Source organism: Mycolicibacterium septicum DSM 44393 (genome assembly GCF_000455325.1).
Lineage (GTDB): Bacteria > Actinomycetota > Actinomycetes > Mycobacteriales > Mycobacteriaceae > Mycobacterium > Mycobacterium septicum.
Genome location: NZ_HG322951.1, coordinates 1338920 through 1355407, shown reverse-complemented (window position 1 = coordinate 1355407; position 16488 = coordinate 1338920). Strand labels below are relative to the sequence as shown.

The window sequence follows — 16488 nt, the reverse complement described above, 5'->3', positions numbered from 1 at the left end:
GCCAGATCGTCACCCGACTCGATGGTCGATATAGCACCAACGCCAGCTCTCACCGGGTTCGGCCGAGCGCATGACCGGATGACCGCTCTGGTGAAAGTGCTTGGTGGCATGCTGATGCGGGCTCGAGTCACAGCAACCGACGTGACCGCACGTGAGGCACATCCGCAGATGCGCCCAGTTGGTCTCGCCGTCTTGCTCGCATTCCTGGCACTTCCCGGGGGTCAGCGGTTGCGGCTCGTCGACCGCCGCATCGAGATGTTCGCAGGTGCGAGGCGCCGGATTCTGCTCCCGCCGGCGTGATCTCCTCAACATGTTGATCAAGGATAGGCACGGCACACGAAGGAGGAACGACAACGTGGGTGCCTCACTCCTGGCGGCTCTGGTCGCCGCAGTTCTGCTGGCCGCCGTGGCCCGCCGCTTCGACGTCTCGGCGCCACTGGCGCTGGTGGTGGCCGGCCTGGCCGGCAGCGCGCTACCCGGCTTCCACGACGTACACCTGGATCCCGACCTGGTGCTCTTCGTGATCCTGCCGCCGCTGCTGTGGTCGGCGGGGCTGGAGAGCAGCTACGTGGCGCTGCGCCGCAACATCCGCCCGATCGGGTTCCTTGCCGTCGGGCTGCCGCTGGCCACCACATTCGTCGTCGGCATCGTCGCCTTCCACACCGTGCCCGAGCTCACCATTGCCGCGGCTCTGACCCTGGGTGCCATCGTCGCCCCGCCCGACGCCGTCTCGGCCACCGCCGTCGGCCGCAGGCTCGGGCTGCCACGACGCACCATGACGCTGTTGGGCGGCGAGAGCCTGCTGAACGACGCCACCGCGCTGACCGCCTACAAGGTGGCTCTGGGTGCCGCCATCGGCACCGCCGCCACCTGGAGCAGCGGGCTGGGCACATTCGCCCTGGCCGCGGTGGGCGGCGTCGTGGTGGGCTGGCTGGTCGGCATGGCGGTGAACTTCATCCGCACCCGGCTCGACGACCCGCTGGTCGAAAGCGCGATCGGCCTGGTGGCGCCGTTCTTCATCTACCTGCTGGCCGAGGAGATCCACGGCTCGGGCGTGATCGCCGTGGTGGTGGCGGCCCTGCTGCTGGGCCAGCGCGACACCCAGGCCGGCTACGCGACGCGCCTCCAGGACAAGGCGGTGTGGAAGGCCCTGCAGCTGATCCTGGAATCGTTCGCGTTCCTGCTGATCGGCCTGCAACTGCCCAAGGTGATCGCCGAGCTGGCCGGGATCTCGGCCGCCACCCTGGCGATCTCCTCGGCGGCCGTGCTCACCACGGTGATCGGGGTGCGGATGGTGTGGGTTTACCTGTCCACCTACCTGCCCCGCATGCTGTCCAAGCGGATCCGCGATCACGAACCCGAACCGTCCCGGGCTCAGGTGTTCATCGTGGCCTGGGCGGGTATGCGCGGCGTCGTGTCGTTGGCCGCCGCGTTCGCCGTACCCGCCACCACCCTGGCCGGTGATCCCTTCCCCGGTCGCCCGCAGTTGGTGTTCCTGACCTTCGTCGTCGTGGTCGGCACACTGTTGCTGCACGGGCTGACGCTGCCGTGGTTCATCCGGGTCCTCGGGGCCCAGGGCGACGAGGCACACAGCGATGCGATCGCCACCGCCGCCGCGCAGGACAAGGCCGCCCGTGCCGCAGCCGAGCGACTCGACGCGTTGCTGGCCGAGCAATCAGCCACCAACGACGTGCCCCAGCGCGCCGCCGACGTGTTGCGGGCCTGGAACACCCGGCGCCGCAATGCCGCCTGGGAGCGGCTGGGCCGCGACGACGCCGACATCGGCGAGAGCCCGACGTCCGCATTCCGCCGGCTGCGACTGGAAATGCTTGCCGCCGAACGGGACACGTTCATCGCCGAACGCGACGCGGGCCACATCGATGACGAGGTCCTGCGTACTGTGCTGCATGGGCTCGATCTGGAAGAGGCGACACTGAATCGTGATTAGGCGTCTGACGTGGCTGGCCGTGCTGGTCGTGGTGGTCTCCGGCGGTCTACTGGGCCTGCTCAGCGGCGGTGACGCCGCCTCGCAGTCGCCCGTCGCCGTCCCGTCGGACGCCGAGTCGGCGCGGGCCGACGCCCTGCGGGCCGATTTCCCCGGCGGAGACCAGGTTCCGGCGATCCTGGTGGTCACCCGGGCCGACGGCGGTGAGCTCACCATGGCCGACGTCGACGCCACCGTCGATGCGCGCCACCGGATGACCGACGTGCCCGGCCCGCCGCTGGTGGTCTCCGACGACGGCAAGGCCGCGGTGGTCACCGTGCCGCTGAAGGCCGACCTGTCGGGCTTCGGGCTGAATGACGCCGTCAAAGATCTACGCGCCACCGCCACCGACGGCTTGCCTGCCGAGCTGCGGGCCGAGATCACCGGCGGCCCCGCGTTCGGTGCCGACATCGCCAATTCGTTTGCCGGAGCGAACATCACACTGCTCGCGGTGACCGCCGCGGTGGTGGCGCTGCTGCTGATCGTCACCTATCGCTCGCCGGTGCTGTGGCTGGTGCCGCTGCTGGTGATCGCCTTCGCCGATCGCGTGGGCGCCGTCGTCGGGACCGCGGTGGCCTCCGGATTCGGCCTGAGCCCGGACGGTTCGACGTCGGGTATCACGAGCGTGCTGGTGTTCGGTGCGGGCACCAACTATGCGCTGCTGTTGATCTCGCGGTACCGGGAGGAGCTGGGGCGGACCGAACAGCACCGCGAAGCCCTCGTGGTTGCGGTGCGGGCCGCCGCCCCGGCAATCGTGGCGAGTAACGCCACCGTGGTGCTGGCCCTGCTGACACTGCTGTTCGCCTCCGCGCCGAGCAACCGCAGCCTCGGCGTGCAGGCCGCATCGGGTCTGGTGGTCGCCGCGATCTTCGTGCTGGTCGTGTTGCCGCCACTGCTCGCCCTGTGCGGCAAGCGGCTGTTCTGGCCGTTCATCCCCAAGGTCGGCGCCACGCCGCTGACCGAAAGCGGTTTCTGGCACCGGATTGCGGACTCCGTGGCGCGCAAACCCGCCCGCGTCGCGGTGGCCTCGCTGGCCGGCCTGGCCGTGCTGTGCACCGCGCTGCTGGCCACGCCGATCGGACTGACCCAGACCGAGCAGTTCCGGGTGCAGGCCGAATCGGTGACCGGATACCAGACACTGGCCGCGCATTTCCCGAGCGGCCTGACCGACCCCACCCGCGTCATCGCCTCCACCGGCAAGGCCGGTGCGGTGCAGCGCGCGATCACCGACACCCCCGGCGTCGTCTCCGCTTCGCCCGCCGGCCAGTCGCCGACCGGGCTGAGCCAATGGTCGGTGGTACTCAAGGCCGAACCAGCTTCCGACGAGGCCTTCGAAACCATTGACGCCCTGCGTGATTCGGTGCGGTCCGCGGACCGGACCGCGGTTGTGGGCGGGTCCGACGCCCAGGCCAGGGATGCCGCCGCGGCGGCCCAGCGCGACCGGCTCGTGGTGATCCCGGCGATCCTGGCAGTGGTTCTGGCGGTGCTCTACCTGCTGCTGCGCTCGGCGCTCGCACCGCTGGTGCTGGTCGGCGTCACGGTGCTGAGCGCGCTGGCCGCGCTCGGTCTGGGCGGCTGGGCCAGCGTGCATGTGTTCGGCTTCCCGGCACTGGACAACAGCACCCCGCTGTTCGCCTTCCTGTTCCTGGTGGCCCTCGGCGTGGATTACACGATCTTCCTGGTGACGCGGGCCCGCGAGGAGACCCCGGAATACGGCACACGGCAGGGCATCGTGCGCGCGGTCTCGGCCACCGGTGCGGTGATCACCAGCGCCGGTGTGGTGCTGGCAGCGGTGTTCTGCGTGCTGGGCGTGCTGCCGCTGATCGTGCTGACCCAGCTCGGCATCATCGTCGGCCTGGGCATCCTGCTGGACACCTTCGTCGTCCGCACCGTCATCATCCCGGCGCTGTTCACGCTGATCGGCCCGCGGATCTGGTGGCCGGGCCTGAACGCCGAGCGCTAGGGCTGCCCACCATGTCGCCCGTGGAGGAGTTGACGCTGCCGACCAGGCTCGGTCGGCTCCGGGTTCAGGTCTCCGGCCAGGGTGAGGCGATCGTGTTCTGGCCCAGCCTGTTGATGACGGGTGACATGTGGGCCGCACAGGCAGCGGAGTTCGGCACCACCCACCGGGTCATCCTGGTCGACCCGCCCGGCCACGGGCGCAGCGAAAAGCTCACCGCGCCATTCAGTTTCACCGACTGCGCGGGCACCGTCGCCGACATCCTCGACGGCGTGGGGGTCGAACGCACACATTTCGTCGGCAACTCGTGGGGCGGGATGATCGGCGGTACGTTCGCGGCGTTGTACCCGAACCGCATCGGCCGGGCCGTGTTGATGAACTGCACGGCGTCGGCCGCAGGCAGGCGTCAGCGGTTCGAGTACGGGCTGCTGCTCCGGGCGGCAAAAGTGCTCAACGGCATCCGCGGCCCTCTCACCCGGTCGGTGCTCAAGGCGTTCCTGGGACCGACGTCGATGCGTGTTCGCCCAGAAGTCGTCGCGTTCGTCGGCGACGCCGCACACCAGGTCGACATCGATTCGAGCGCGTGGGCAGTGCGAAGCGTCGTGCCGCGACGCCCCGATCAGCGGAGCCTGCTCTCACAGGTACGAACCCCGGTGCTCGTTGTCGCCGGCGCCGAGGACGCGACCTTCCCGCTCACCGAAACCAAGGCCATGGCCGACGCCATCCCGGGAGCCGAGTTCGTGGTTCTCGACGGCGTCGCGCATCTGGCCGCCCTGGAGAATCCGGCCCTCACCAACACCCTGATCAGGGACTTCCTCGGGCGCGTGTAGCGTCTAGGCATGACTGAGCCGGTCACCCTGCCGCCACTTCACATGCGGCGCAATGCGTTCGACCCGACACCGGAACTCGCCGAGATCCGTGAAGCCGACGGGGTGCGCACCGTCATCAGTGCGCTCGGCAACCCCGTGCACCTCATCACCCGCCACGAGGACGTCAAAGCGGTGCTGAGTGACCACGAGCGGTTCTCCAACAGCAGACCACCGGGTTTCACCCTGCCAGGGGCGCCCGAGATGTCCGAAGACGAATTGGCCAGCGCACGGGCCGGGAACCTGCTGGGCCTCGACCCGCCCGAGCATCAACGGCTGCGCCGCATGCTCACCGCCGAGTTCACCATCCGCCGGATGAAGCGGCTCGAGCCTCGGATCGTCGAGATCGTCGACTCCCGCCTCGACGCGATGACCGCGGCCGGCCCACCGTCGGATCTGGTGGCCGATTTCGCGCTCCCCATCCCGTCGCTGGTGATCTGCGAACTGCTCGGGGTCCCCTACGAGGACCGCGACGACTTCCAGCATCGCTCGACGCTCCAGCTCGACCTGTCCCTGCCCATCGCGGAACGCCTTGCGCTGCAACGGCAGAGCCGTGAGTACATGCGCGGCCTCGTCCGGCGGGCCCGCCGGGATCCGGGTGAGGACATCCTCGGCATGCTGGTCCGCGATCACGGCGCCGAATTGAGCGACGACGAACTCGTCGGCATCGCCGGTCTGCTACTCCTCGCCGGGCACGAGACCACGTCGAACATGCTCGGCCTGGGTGTCCTGGCGCTGCTGCGCCACCCCGAGCAGTTGGCCGCGGTGCGCGACGACCCGGACGCCGTCGGCCCGGCCGTGGAGGAACTGCTGCGCTGGCTGTCCATCGTGCAGAACGCCATCCCCCGCTTCACCACCACCGACGTCGAGGTGGGCGGGGTGCGGATTTCCGCAGGTGAGTTGGTCTTCGCCTCGCTGCCCGCAGGCAACCGGGACCCCGAGTTCATCGACAGCCCTGACGTTCTCGACATCCGCCGCGGCGCGCCCGGACATCTGGCCTTCGGCCACGGCGTGCACCATTGCCTCGGCGCTCCGCTGGCCCGCATGGAGATGCGGATCGCCATTCCCGCGCTGCTGCGCCGCTTCCCCACCCTGGCGCTCGCCGAACCCTTCGACTCAGTGCAATACCGGTCTTTTCACTTCATCTACGGGCTCAAATCATTGGCGGTAACGTGGTGAATGCCATGAAAGTAGAAGCAGATCAGGACGCCTGCATCGCATCGGGCAACTGCGTGATGATCTCCGACGTCATCTTCGACCAGGACGACGACGGTGTGGTCGAAGTCCTCGTCGACGAGGTTCCCGACGATGAGATCGACCATGCGCGCCAGGCCGTCAAGCTGTGCCCCGCATCGGCATTGAAGCTCACCGGGGAGTGAAGTCGGGCCGCACCGTTCAGAACGGTGGGGGTGGTCCGTATTCTTCGGCGAGCCAGGCTTGGTATTGGCGTTCGACTTCGAGGTCGTTGTTGAGTTCGGCGCGTTGACGCCGTTCGGCGCTGATGCGGTCTTGGCGGTCTTGTTCGCGGGTTTGACGACGTCTCGGCATCATCGCGGCGCGGCCCGGACTCGCGGCCGGGGGGTTCGGGCAGGTTCAGTTCCCCGGTCGGCTGACCCAAGGCCGGGAACAGGCCGGCGCCGTGGGGTTCAGTGACATAGGTGTGGCCGGTGGGTGCGGTGATTTCGACGGTGCCATCGGGTAATTGGCGATCCGACCATCCGGGGCAGAAGGTTTTGACCAAGTGATGGGTCCGGCAGTAGAGCTTGGTGTTGGACGGATGGGTCGGGCCCAACGGATAGGGCATCGTGTGGTCGATGTCGCAACGTTCGACCGGGGCGTCACAGCCAGGGAAGCGGCAGGTGAGGTCCCGCCACCGGATGAATTCCGAGAGCGCCACCGACGGGCGATACCCCGGCTCAGCGGGGACGGTCGGTATCGGCACCGGCTTGAGTTTGGCCGTAGCCGCGAGGTCGCGCACGTTCTGGGCGGGCAGGATGCCATGGCCGGGTAGATAGCCCGGATCATCAGCGGTGCCATCCAATGTGGCTTGGTCAGCCAGCACATGGATCACCGCGGCGGTGGCGGCGGCTCGTTTCTCTCCTGCCGGGCAATCCGGTAGCCCACACAGGCACGGCAGGTGCGATTCCAGCCGAGCCAACGGACCCACCGCATCAGCGCGGCGCTGCTGCTGAGTACGCGGATCGTTCTCACACACTGTCGCCGACAGGGCATCGAGGCGTTGATTCAACGCCGCCCCGTCGGCGGCATCGACGTTGCCCCACACCGAGGCCCTACCCGGGCTGTGCGGCTCGATCTGCACGAACCGCTCCTCGACCAGATTCGGCGGCACCCGCTCCCCGTTCGGATCGAGTTTGGCGATCCACTGATCCACCCGATCCCGCAGTTTGGGTTCCGACAGCCGCATCCACCGATGCGCCCGCGCCGCCAACTCCGCATCCAACACCGCCCACACCTCTGGATCGGCGATGCCGGTACGGGCGATGATCATGCACACCACCCGGTAGTCGATGTCCCCGGCCGCGAAGCGGGCCGCCACCAACGGCAGCTTGTCGCGCAACACCCGAGCCCGGTGCACCTGGGTGCCGGCGCGGCCCTGGCTGATCCGCAACGCGGCCGACACTTCGGCGGCGACCTCCTCGAACGGATCGGTACGCCAGAAAATCGACTCGGCCAACTCGATTTCGCGCAGAGTATCCAAGGCCCCGATCGCAGCCAACCGGGCCGCGATCGCCACCGACTCCGCCCGCGCGGTGACACTGATCCTGTCGATCAACGCCACATCCGAATCAGTGTCGAGCATACGTTCGATTATGCCACCACCCACCGACACCCGTGGGCGATCGACGCTGGGCGCTACGCGGGATGCTCCCGCTCGCCCGGCAGGTCGATCACCCCGGCCCGGATCAGGATCAGCAGACTGACCACGAACACCCAGAGCGGGAACGCCAGAACAATCCACATGCTGACATTGCCGGCGATCAGAAGAGCCACCGCGACAAGGTAAGTCGTGTACACCAGCGGGCGCGGCATCAGACCCGTCTTCAGCCAGATCGTCGCCAACGACATCATGAACACCGCCGCCATCCGGACGCCGTACGTCTTGCTCAACGCCATCAGCACCATCTGCCCGAACGTGGCGACATGGCTGTAGGCGGTGGCGTCGCTGATCCCCGCCCGGCTGGCGATCAACCCGGCACCGACGGCCGATGAAACGAACATCATCGCCAAGAACAGGATTCCGCTGCCGAGGAACACCGACGAGAAGAATCGGTCCTCGTAGCGGCCGAAGCCGTCGCGCACCACGCCGATGAACCACAGGAACGCGATACCGGCGAACGGCATCAACACCGACGCCACCCGCAGCCGAGTCGTCGCGCCGTCGACCCATTGCGAACCGGGCTCGGCTCCCTCGGGCAACGCGGTGCGGATCAATACGAGGGCCACCCCGAACAGCACGGCGAACAGAACCCCCGCCAACGCAGCCGCTCGCGGCGTGGACAAGCGGTGCAAGTGTTGTTGAACCACGGCGTCATCGTGACACCTCAACCGCTCATCTGCGACGACATTCGGCCCCCTAGGATTGCCGGGTGTCTCTCAGTGGGAAAACCGCATTGGTCACCGGAGCGACGAGCGGCATCGGCCACGCCACCGCAACGCTTCTCGCCGAACGCGGCGCACATGTTCTGGTGAGCGGTCGTGACCCGGACCGCGGGGCACAGGTGGTGACCGAGATTCGCGGGGCCGGCGGCACCGCCGATTTCCTCGGCGCCACGCTGACCGACGCCGCCAGCGCCCACGCATTGGTACAGGACGCCCTCGCGGTCGCCCACCAGATCGACATCCTGATCAACAACGCCGCCATCGCGGTCTTCGGGCCCACCGCGACGATCGCCGAGCAGGATTTCGACGACTGCTACGCCCTCAACGTGAAGATTCCGTTCTTCCTCGTCGGCGCGGTGGCACCGGCCATGGCCAAACGCGGCGACGGCGCGATCGTCAACGTCAGCACCATGGTTTCCATGTTCGGTGCACCGGGTTCTGCGGTATATGCCTCATCCAAGGCCGCGTTGAATCTGCTGACCAAATCCTGGGCTGCCGAATACGGACCCAAGGGCGTCCGGATCAACGCCGTCGCTCCGGGACCGACGCTCACCGAGGGCACCACGGCTCAGTACGGCACCGATCGTCTTGCCGCGCTCGCCGCCCAGGCACCGGCGCGGCGTGTCGCCGATCCCTCCGAAATCGCGCAGACCATCGGGTTTTTGGTCAGCGACAGCGCCAGTTTCATCCACGGCGCGGTGCTGGCGGCCGATGGCGGTCGCACCGCGATCTAGGCCTACGGCTGGCCGGGCAGCAATCTGATCATCAGACCATGGGCCTCGGCGAGCAGGTTCTCGTCGGGATCACGCAGCTCGGCATTCACAAAAGCCTTGCGCCCCTCGGCCTCACGAACCCATCCGCGTGCGGTCAGCACCGTGTCGATGGGCGTCACCTTGCGGTAGTCCACATGCAGGAACGCCGTGCGACTGATCGGCCGGCCCGCGGCGTGGATCACCATGCCGAACACCGAATCGAAGAGCAGTGGCAGCACACCGCCGTGCACCGCGTAGTTGCCGCCGACGTGGAAACGGCTGAACTGCACATGCAATTCGACGCCTTCGGGCTCGAACTTGGACATGGTCCACGGCGCCATCAGCAGGCTGCCTGCACCCGGCAAGGAGGGCACCCGATTGGCCGGGCCCACGCCCTCGGCGGCCTCGTACGGGTCGAGGAGCTTGACGAGCTCTTCGACCCGATCAGCCGCGTCGTCCCAGGTGTCGCTGTCCGGGTCCGCCGAGACAGCCAGATCCTGCACCCGGCGCATCGCGGTCAGGAAGCGCCCGAATCCCGGCCCGGGATCGGCCGGCTTGAATACCGGGAATCCGCCGTGCTGCTCGAAAACCGATGGTTCGTCGCTCACTTGGCGGCCAAGATGTCACGTCGCACGATCGTCTGCTCGCGGCCCGGACCCACACCGATGCACGAAACATGTGCGCCGGCAAGCTCTTCCAGCCGCAGCACATAGTCCTGGGCCTTGGCGGGCAGATCGGAGAACTCACGCGCGGCGGAGATGTCCTCCCACCAACCGGGCAGCTCTTCGTAGATCGGCTCGGCGCGGTGAATCTCGGACTGAGTCATGGGCATCTCGTTGGTGCGCTTGCCGTCGACCTTGTAGCCGACGCACACCGGCACGGTCTCCAGGCTGGACAGCACGTCGAGCTTGGTCAGGAAGTAGTCGGTGATGCCGTTGACGCGGGTTGCGTACCGGGCGATGACCGCGTCGAACCAGCCGCACCGCCGGGCCCGGCCGGTGGTCACGCCGACCTCGCCGCCGGTCTTGGCCAGATAGGCGCCGTGCTCGTCGAACAGCTCGGTCGGGAACGGACCGGACCCGACACGAGTGGTGTAGGCCTTGAGGATTCCGAGCACCGTGGTGATCCGCGTCGGCCCGATCCCGGAACCGACCGCGGCACCGCCGGCTGTCGGATTCGACGAGGTGACGAACGGGTAGGTGCCGTGGTCGACGTCGAGCAGGGTGCCCTGCGACCCCTCCAACAGCACGGTCTCGCCCTGTTCCAGGGCCTGGTTCAGCAGCAGCCGGGAATCGGCGATGCGGTGCTTGAAGCCTTCGGCCTGGGCGAGCAGGTTCTCCACCACCTCGGCAGGCTCGAGCGCCTTGCGGTTGTAGATCTTGACCAGCACCTGGTTCTTGAATTCCAGTGCGCCCTCGATCTTTTCGGCCAGCAACTGCTCGTCGAGCACGTCGGCGACCCGGATCCCGATGCGGGCGATCTTGTCCTGGTAGCAGGGACCGATGCCGCGGCCGGTGGTGCCGATCTTCTTGCTGCCCGCGTAGCGCTCCACGACCTTGTCGATGGCGACGTGGTACGGCATCAGCAGATGCGCGTCGGCCGAGATCAGCAGGCCCGAGGTGTCGACGCCGCGATCTTCCAGGCCCTGGAGCTCGGTGAGCAGCACGCCCGGGTCGACCACCACGCCGTTACCGATGACGTTGGTGACCCCTGGCGTCAGGATGCCCGAGGGGATCAGGTGCAGTGCGAAGTTCTCCCCCGTGGGCAGGACGACGGTATGCCCGGCGTTGTTGCCCCCCTGGTAGCGAACAACCCATTGCACACGACCACCGAGCAGATCGGTGGCTTTACCTTTGCCCTCGTCACCCCATTGGGCGCCGATGAGGACGATTGCCGGCATGGCGTAGTCTCCCGCTCAATCTTCCGCACTAGTGTGGTGCAGCCGGTAGGCCACCTTATCCCAGCACACGCTGCGAACACATTTTCTTGACCGCGAGGAGCAGTTTTGTCCGCTTCATACGGGGTCGCGGTGGTCGGCACAGGCCGTGTTCCGCGCCCGCTCCGCGACCTGCCGAGGGTCGATGTCGAAGACCTCGGTACACCCCGCCGACTGGTCGTGACCGGCGGCGACGCCGAGCTGGCCGTCGTGCTCACCGCGTTGCTGCGCGCCGATCGGCTCGACGTCGAGGTCGCTGCGGCCGCCGGCAGCTGGTCGGCCCGGCGCGCACTGCGCGCCCCCGCCCGGCGTGTCCCGCTGATCCGCGACGAGACGGGAACAGTGCTGGTAGGCGCGGCGCAATGGCACGGACCCGACGGTGCGTCCCTGGAGGGCGAGGCCGTCGTCGACGACGTCGTGCTGTTCGACGGCGAGGCACCGGGCGTCCGGGTCGAGCCCACGCTGAACATGCCGGGACTGCGCGCGAGCGTGCTGTCGGACCGGGGCCGGCCGGTCCGTTGGGTCGCCGGACGCGCCGCGCAGCTGGGCACCCCGGGTGCGCAGGTGATCCGCGACGGGGTGCCCGCGCCGCGGACCCTACGACGATCGACGTTCTACAGGCACACCGAAGGTTGGCTGCGCGTCGGCTGAGCGGGCCGGATCGCCGGCCGAATTGCCAGCCGAATTGCCGTAGCGTCGAATCGTGAACATCCGCCCGCTGCATCAGTCGGTACGCCCGAGCCCGGTTTTCCTGGCCGTCGTCGCGCTCACCGTGGCCGGCGGAGTGCTGGCCTGGCTCGCCGCGGACAACGTGAAGCCACTGTCCTATGTGGGCGTCTTCATCCTGGTGATCGCGGGCTGGCTGGTGTCGCTGTGCCTGCACGAGTTCGGCCACGCCTTCACCGCTTGGCGGTTCGGCGACCATGACGTCGCGGTGCGGGGCTACCTGACGCTCAACCCGTTCAAGTACTCCCATCCCCTGCTGTCGCTGGGTTTGCCGGTGCTGATCATCGCCCTCGGCGGGATCGGGCTGCCCGGCGGCGCGGTCTACGTCCGCACTTCCTGGATGACGGCCCGGCAGAAAACGCTGGTCAGCCTGGCCGGCCCGGCGGCCAACCTGGTGCTGGCGGTCCTGCTGCTCGCCGTCACCCGGATCTTCTTCGACCCGGCCCACAGCGTGTTCTGGTCCGGGATGGCCTTCCTGGGGTTCCTGCAGGTCACCGCGGTAGTGCTGAACCTGCTGCCGGTTCCCGGGCTGGACGGCTACGGCGCACTGGAACCACATCTGAGCCCCGACACCCAGCGCGCACTGGAGCCCGCCAAGCAGTGGGGCCTGTTCATCCTGATCATCCTGCTGTTCACGCCGGTGCTGAACCGATGGTTCTTCGGGGTGGTGTTCTGGTTCGTCGACCTCTCCGGTGTGCCGAGCCAGCTGGTGTCGATCGGCAGCCAGCTGACCCGGTTCTGGTCCGCCTGGCTCTGACGCGTCGTCGCCGACAACGACCTCGGCGCTTGCCACATATGCGTACTTCCGCATATATTTCGGAGCATGGGTGCCGGCCACGATCACAGCCACAGCAGCGATACCCGCGTCAGCAGGATGATCATCGCCGCGGCGATTCTCAGCGCGTTCTTCGTCCTTGAGCTGGTCACAGCGCTGCTGATCAACTCGATCGCTCTGCTCGCCGACGCGGGCCACATGCTGACCGATCTGGTCGCCATGTTCATGGGGCTGACCGCGGTTCTGCTGGCGAAGCGCGGCAGCACGTCCCCGGCCCGCACCTACGGCTGGCACCGGGCAGAGGTGTTCACCGCCGTGGCCAACGCCGCCCTACTGCTGGGCGTGGCGGGCTTCATCCTCTACGAGGCCTTCGAACGCCTCGGCAATGCTCCCGACGTCCCCGGCGTGCCGATGATCGTCGTGGCGTTGGCCGGCCTGGCCGCCAATGCCGTCGTCGTGATGATGCTGCGGTCGCACTCCAAGGACAGCCTCGCGGTCAAGGGCGCCTACATGGAGGTCGTGGCGGACACCGTCGGCAGCATCGGCGTCCTGGTCGCCGGCATCGTCACCGTCACCACCGCCTGGCCCTACGCCGACGTGGTGGTCGCGGTCCTCGTCGCCCTGTGGGTGCTGCCGCGGGCCATCGCCCTGGCCCGGGCCGCGCTGCGGATTCTCAGCGAATCCTCCCCGCAGCACATCGACGTCAACGAACTCCGGGCCGCGCTCGAATCGGTGGACGGCGTGACCGAGGTGCACGATCTGCACGTGTGGACACTCGTTCCCGGCAAAGACATGGTCACCGCACACCTGACCAGCAGCGCCGATACCGCCCGGGTGCTCGACGACGCACGCGCGGTACTCAACGCCCGCGGCCTGGCGCACGCCACCGTGCAGGTGGAGCCGCCCGCCTCAGCCGAAGACTGCTCCTGCGAGGCGAAGGACTGAGGTCAGGCCAGGCCGAGTTCGGCGCGCGCAGCCGGATCGCAGTCGTCCAGAAGATCCAGGCACCGCTGGAACTCGTCGGTCTCGCCGATGTCGTCGGCGGCCCGGGCCAGCGAGGCCACGCACCGCAGGAATCCCTGGTTCGGCTCATGGGCGAACGGCACCGGGCCGAAGCCCTTCCAGCCGTTGCGGCGCAGCTGATCCAGCCCGCGGTGATAACCGGTGCGGGCGTACGCATATGCGGTGACGGCCTTGTCGTCGGCCAGGGCGTTCTCGGCCAGCACCGCCCACGCGATCGACGCCGACGGGTGGGCGGCGGCCACCACGGCCGCCTTCTCACCCGCAGCCAATTCGTCCTCGGCCTCAGGGTCCCCGGGAAGGAAAACCGGTTCCGGTCCCAACAAATCACCCATCCGTGTCATGGGCCTATTGTGCACCGACCGATAAGCTCCACCGGTACCGACGTACGGGAGGACCGCAGCAGGGATGTCGAACCCAACGGGACCTGACGAGGGCCGCGCCGACCACAGCGACACACCGACCGAGAAGGTCGAGTTGCCGAACATGTCCGAGGTGAGCGAACCGGCCACCGAGATCTTCGGCTCGGCCGACGAAGTCACCGGGGAAGTCCACCTCAACGACGAACGACGCTTCACCGCGCCGTCCGGGTTCGACTCGTCGACGCAGAAGATCGACACGCCTCCCGACCCCGAGACTGAGGTGTTCGCTCCGCCTGGCGAGGGCGACACCGTCGCGGCCGAGGTGCCGAAAGGCGCTGCACCGCAAGTCATCCCGCCGCGCGAGGAACCGGAACAGAAGCCGCAGCCCGCCACCCGCCGGAGCTGGGGATGGGTGGTCGCGGTCGTGTTGGTGATCGCGGCGCTGGTGGCGATCGCGGTGCTCGGCACCGTCCTGCTGACCCGCAAGTCGTCGGCCGCCGCGTCCCAGGAGGACGACGTCCGCGCGACGATCCAGAACTTCGACTCGGCCATCCAACGCGGCGATCTGGCCGCCCTGCGCTCGATCACCTGCGGTACCACCCGTGACAACTACGTCAACTACGACCAGCGGGCCTGGGATGAAACTCACGCCCGGGTGGAGGCCGCCAAGCAGTACCCCGTGGTGGCCAGCATCGACCAGGTGGTCGTCAACGGCGACCACGCCGAGGCCAACGTCACGAGCTTCATGGCTTTTGCCCCGCAAACGCGGTCCACCCGCAGCTTCGACCTTCAGTTCCGCGACAATCAGTGGAAGATCTGCCAGGCGCCCACCGGCTAACCTGGTCCGGTGACCCTGCGCGGACCCAAGCTCTGGTTGGCATTGTGCGCGCTCGGCGTGGTCATCGTCGTCGGCGTGACCGCACTGCTGGTCCGGCATCCGGGCTCGGTACTCGACGTCCTGCCCGGCAAACCCGTGGCCTTTCCCCAGCTGGACCGTGCCGCACTCGATCCGGCCCAGGCCCGCGTCGTCGATGTGCTGCAGGCGCAGTACGACGCGCAGCCCGGCGGCAGCCATTTCTCCGAGGGAGTCGAGGAGCCGTGGTGCGCCGACTTCGTCAGCTGGGTGCTCAACGAGGCGGGCCGGCCGCTGTCCAACCCGAACTCGGGCACCTGGCGGATCCCGGGCGTGTACACCCTGCAGGAGTACTACCAGGCCGCCGGCCGGTTCGCCGCCCCGGACTCCTACCGGCCGAGCACCGGTGACGTGGTGTTGTACGCCGACGGCAGCCCACTCGGGTTGCACGCGAATTTCGTTGTGGTCGTGGACGACAACGCGATCACCACGGTCGGCGGCAACGAGGAGGGCGGCATCCGCGTGCACACCCTCGACGACGCCGAGATCGCGGGCATCCTCGGGTACGGCCGGCTGGCCACCTAAGCGCCGGTGACGCTGCGCCCGGCGCTGTGCAGGTCGTTGCAGGCCTCGACGACGCGCTCGGCCATGGACGCCTCGGCCTTCTTCAGGTAGCTGCGCGGGTCGTACACCTTCTTGTTCCCGACCTCGCCGTCGATCTTGAGCACTCCGTCGTAGTTGGTGAACATGTGCGCGGCCAGCGGACGGGTGAAGGCGTACTGGGTGTCGGTGTCGACGTTCATCTTCACCACGCCGTACTTGAGGGAGTCCTCGATCTCGGACTTCAGCGAGCCGGATCCGCCGTGGAAGACGAAGTCGAAAGGCTTTGCATCACCGGGCAATCCGAGCTTGGCCGCGGCCACCCGCTGCCCCTCGGCCAGCACCTCGGGCTTGAGGACCACGTTGCCGGGCTTGTACACGCCGTGCACGTTGCCGAACGTCGCGGCCAGCAGATACGCCCCCTGCTCACCGGCGCCCAGCGCGTCGATCGTCTTCTCGAAGTCCTCCGAGGACGTGTAGAGCTTCTCGTTGATCTCGGCCTCGACGCCGTCCTCTTCACCGCCGACCACGCCGATCTCGACCTCGAGGACGATCTTGGCCGCCGCCGCGAGCTTCAGCAGTTCCTGGGCGATGGTCAGGTTCTCGTCGATCGGGACAGCCGAGCCGTCCCACATGTGCGACTGGAACAGCGGATTGCGGCCCGCGGCGACGCGCTCGGCGGAGATGGCCAGCAGCGGACGCACATAGGTGTCCAGCTTGTCCTTCGGACAGTGGTCGGTGTGCAGGGCCACTGTGATCGGGTACTTGTCGGCGATGACGTGGGCGAACTCGGCCAGCGCGACGGCGCCGGTCACCATGTCCTTGACCCCCAGCCCGGAGGCGAACTCGGCCCCGCCGGTCGAGAACTGGATGATGCCGTCGCTGCCCGCGTCGGCGAAGCCCTTTATGGCGGCGTTGAGGCTCTCGGAGCCGACGCAGTTGATGGCCGGAAACGCGAAGGAATGCTCCTTGGCCCGGCCCAGCATCTCGGCATAGACCTCAGGCGTGGCGATCGGCATGGCTTGTCCTTCCA

Annotated in this window: 17 protein-coding genes and 1 pseudogene; 11 read left to right on the top strand and 7 right to left on the bottom strand. The window is 68.0% G+C overall.

All coding sequences use genetic code 11. The annotated features are described in order from the left end of the window. Positions 1-9: 9 nt before the first annotated feature. Positions 10-312, bottom strand: a complete 303-nt coding sequence (locus TX88_RS33175; protein ID WP_084621976.1) for a UBP-type zinc finger domain-containing protein — start codon at positions 310-312, stop codon at positions 10-12. Between the two features lie 43 nt (positions 313-355). Between TX88_RS33175 and TX88_RS06180 the strand changes: the two genes are divergently transcribed. Genes TX88_RS06180 through TX88_RS06160 form a run of 5 tightly spaced genes read left to right on the top strand, consistent with a single transcriptional unit; the run spans position 356 to position 6189 of the window. Continuing rightward, a complete protein-coding gene (locus TX88_RS06180) occupies positions 356-1948 on the top strand; it encodes a Na+/H+ antiporter (protein WP_044515422.1) in 1593 nt (530 codons plus the stop codon). Further along, entirely contained in the window at positions 1941-3947 is a 2007-nt protein-coding gene (locus TX88_RS06175; RefSeq protein WP_044515421.1) for an MMPL family transporter, read from the top strand. Before TX88_RS06180 ends, TX88_RS06175 begins: the two co-directional genes overlap by 8 nt. A gap of 20 nt (positions 3948-3967) precedes the next feature. Beyond that, complete coding sequence (locus tag TX88_RS06170; RefSeq protein WP_409365852.1) at positions 3968-4774, top strand: alpha/beta fold hydrolase; 807 nt, start codon at positions 3968-3970, stop codon at positions 4772-4774. 9 nt (positions 4775-4783) lie between these two features. Next, positions 4784-5989 (top strand): cytochrome P450, encoded by a 1206-nt coding sequence (locus TX88_RS06165; RefSeq protein WP_044515418.1) that lies wholly within the window; start codon positions 4784-4786, stop codon positions 5987-5989. A gap of 5 nt (positions 5990-5994) precedes the next feature. Beyond that, the gene (locus TX88_RS06160) at positions 5995-6189 is read left to right on the top strand and encodes a ferredoxin (protein WP_084621975.1); all 195 of its coding nucleotides are present in this window, start codon (positions 5995-5997) and stop codon (positions 6187-6189) included. Between the two features lie 545 nt (positions 6190-6734). Here the strand turns inward: TX88_RS06160 and TX88_RS35635 are convergent. Both TX88_RS35635 and TX88_RS06150 read right to left on the bottom strand, forming a co-directional pair. Next, positions 6735-7631 (bottom strand): annotated as a pseudogene (locus TX88_RS35635) (13E12 repeat family protein); the annotation flags it as partial. A gap of 53 nt (positions 7632-7684) precedes the next feature. Continuing rightward, positions 7685-8356: a hypothetical protein gene (locus TX88_RS06150; RefSeq protein ID WP_409365851.1), complete on the bottom strand. Its 672-nt coding sequence runs from the start codon at positions 8354-8356 to the stop codon at positions 7685-7687. Positions 8357-8418: 62 nt separating this feature from the next. Here TX88_RS06150 and TX88_RS06145 point away from each other — a divergent pair, with 62 nt between their 5' ends. Then, positions 8419-9165 (top strand): SDR family NAD(P)-dependent oxidoreductase, encoded by a 747-nt coding sequence (locus tag TX88_RS06145; RefSeq protein ID WP_084621824.1) that lies wholly within the window; start codon positions 8419-8421, stop codon positions 9163-9165. 2 nt (positions 9166-9167) lie between these two features. Here TX88_RS06145 and TX88_RS06140 read toward each other — a convergent pair whose 3' ends face one another. Then, on the bottom strand, positions 9168-9791 hold the full coding sequence (locus tag TX88_RS06140) for a PaaI family thioesterase (RefSeq protein ID WP_044515415.1): 624 nt from the start codon (positions 9789-9791) through the stop codon (positions 9168-9170). Then, entirely contained in the window at positions 9788-11083 is a 1296-nt protein-coding gene (locus tag TX88_RS06135; RefSeq protein ID WP_044515414.1) for an adenylosuccinate synthase, read from the bottom strand. Before TX88_RS06135 ends, TX88_RS06140 begins: the two co-directional genes overlap by 4 nt. Before the next feature lie 105 nt (positions 11084-11188). Between TX88_RS06135 and TX88_RS06130 the strand changes: the two genes are divergently transcribed. The 3 genes from TX88_RS06130 (at position 11189) to TX88_RS06120 (ending at position 13565) form a co-directional block, all read left to right on the top strand. Further along, complete coding sequence (locus TX88_RS06130) at positions 11189-11770, top strand: hypothetical protein (RefSeq protein ID WP_044515413.1); 582 nt, start codon at positions 11189-11191, stop codon at positions 11768-11770. Between the two features lie 52 nt (positions 11771-11822). Continuing rightward, a complete protein-coding gene (locus TX88_RS06125; protein WP_044515412.1) occupies positions 11823-12602 on the top strand; it encodes a site-2 protease family protein in 780 nt (259 codons plus the stop codon). 66 nt (positions 12603-12668) lie between these two features. Beyond that, positions 12669-13565, top strand: coding sequence for a cation diffusion facilitator family transporter (locus TX88_RS06120; RefSeq protein WP_044515411.1), 897 nt, complete (start codon positions 12669-12671; stop codon positions 13563-13565). Positions 13566-13567: 2 nt separating this feature from the next. Here TX88_RS06120 and TX88_RS06115 read toward each other — a convergent pair whose 3' ends face one another. Beyond that, positions 13568-13984, bottom strand: a complete 417-nt coding sequence (locus TX88_RS06115; RefSeq protein ID WP_044515410.1) for a DUF3151 domain-containing protein — start codon at positions 13982-13984, stop codon at positions 13568-13570. A gap of 64 nt (positions 13985-14048) precedes the next feature. On the opposite strand from TX88_RS06115, the gene TX88_RS06110 reads away from it, so the two are divergent. Both TX88_RS06110 and TX88_RS06105 read left to right on the top strand, forming a co-directional pair. Next, positions 14049-14840, top strand: a complete 792-nt coding sequence (locus TX88_RS06110) for an Rv0361 family membrane protein (RefSeq protein ID WP_044515409.1) — start codon at positions 14049-14051, stop codon at positions 14838-14840. Between the two features lie 9 nt (positions 14841-14849). Further along, positions 14850-15440 carry a CHAP domain-containing protein gene (locus tag TX88_RS06105; RefSeq protein WP_044515407.1) on the top strand — a complete coding sequence of 197 codons (591 nt, stop codon included), beginning with the start codon at positions 14850-14852 and terminating at the stop codon, positions 15438-15440. Here TX88_RS06105 and fbaA read toward each other — a convergent pair. Then, entirely contained in the window at positions 15437-16474 is a 1038-nt protein-coding gene (gene fbaA, locus TX88_RS06100) for a class II fructose-bisphosphate aldolase (RefSeq protein ID WP_044519144.1), read from the bottom strand. The genes TX88_RS06105 and fbaA overlap by 4 nt on opposite strands. Positions 16475-16488 lie beyond the last annotated feature (14 nt).

Bases quoted from the DNA above. Each gene is read 5' to 3' on its own strand.
- TX88_RS33175 (WP_084621976.1), bottom strand. From the start codon at position 312: ATGTTGAGGAGATCACGCCGGCGGGAGCAGAATCCGGCGCCTCGCACC.
- TX88_RS06165 (WP_044515418.1), top strand. From the start codon at position 4,784: ATGACTGAGCCGGTCACCCTGCCGCCACTTCACATGCGGCGCAATGCG.
- TX88_RS06160 (WP_084621975.1), top strand. From the start codon at position 5,995: ATGAAAGTAGAAGCAGATCAGGACGCCTGCATCGCATCGGGCAACTGC.
- TX88_RS06135 (WP_044515414.1), bottom strand. From the start codon at position 11,083: ATGCCGGCAATCGTCCTCATCGGCGCCCAATGGGGTGACGAGGGCAAA.
- TX88_RS06120 (WP_044515411.1), top strand. From the start codon at position 12,669: ATGGGTGCCGGCCACGATCACAGCCACAGCAGCGATACCCGCGTCAGC.
- TX88_RS06115 (WP_044515410.1), bottom strand. From the start codon at position 13,984: ATGACACGGATGGGTGATTTGTTGGGACCGGAACCGGTTTTCCTTCCC.
- TX88_RS06110 (WP_044515409.1), top strand. From the start codon at position 14,049: ATGTCGAACCCAACGGGACCTGACGAGGGCCGCGCCGACCACAGCGAC.
- fbaA (WP_044519144.1), bottom strand. From the start codon at position 16,474: ATGCCGATCGCCACGCCTGAGGTCTATGCCGAGATGCTGGGCCGGGCC.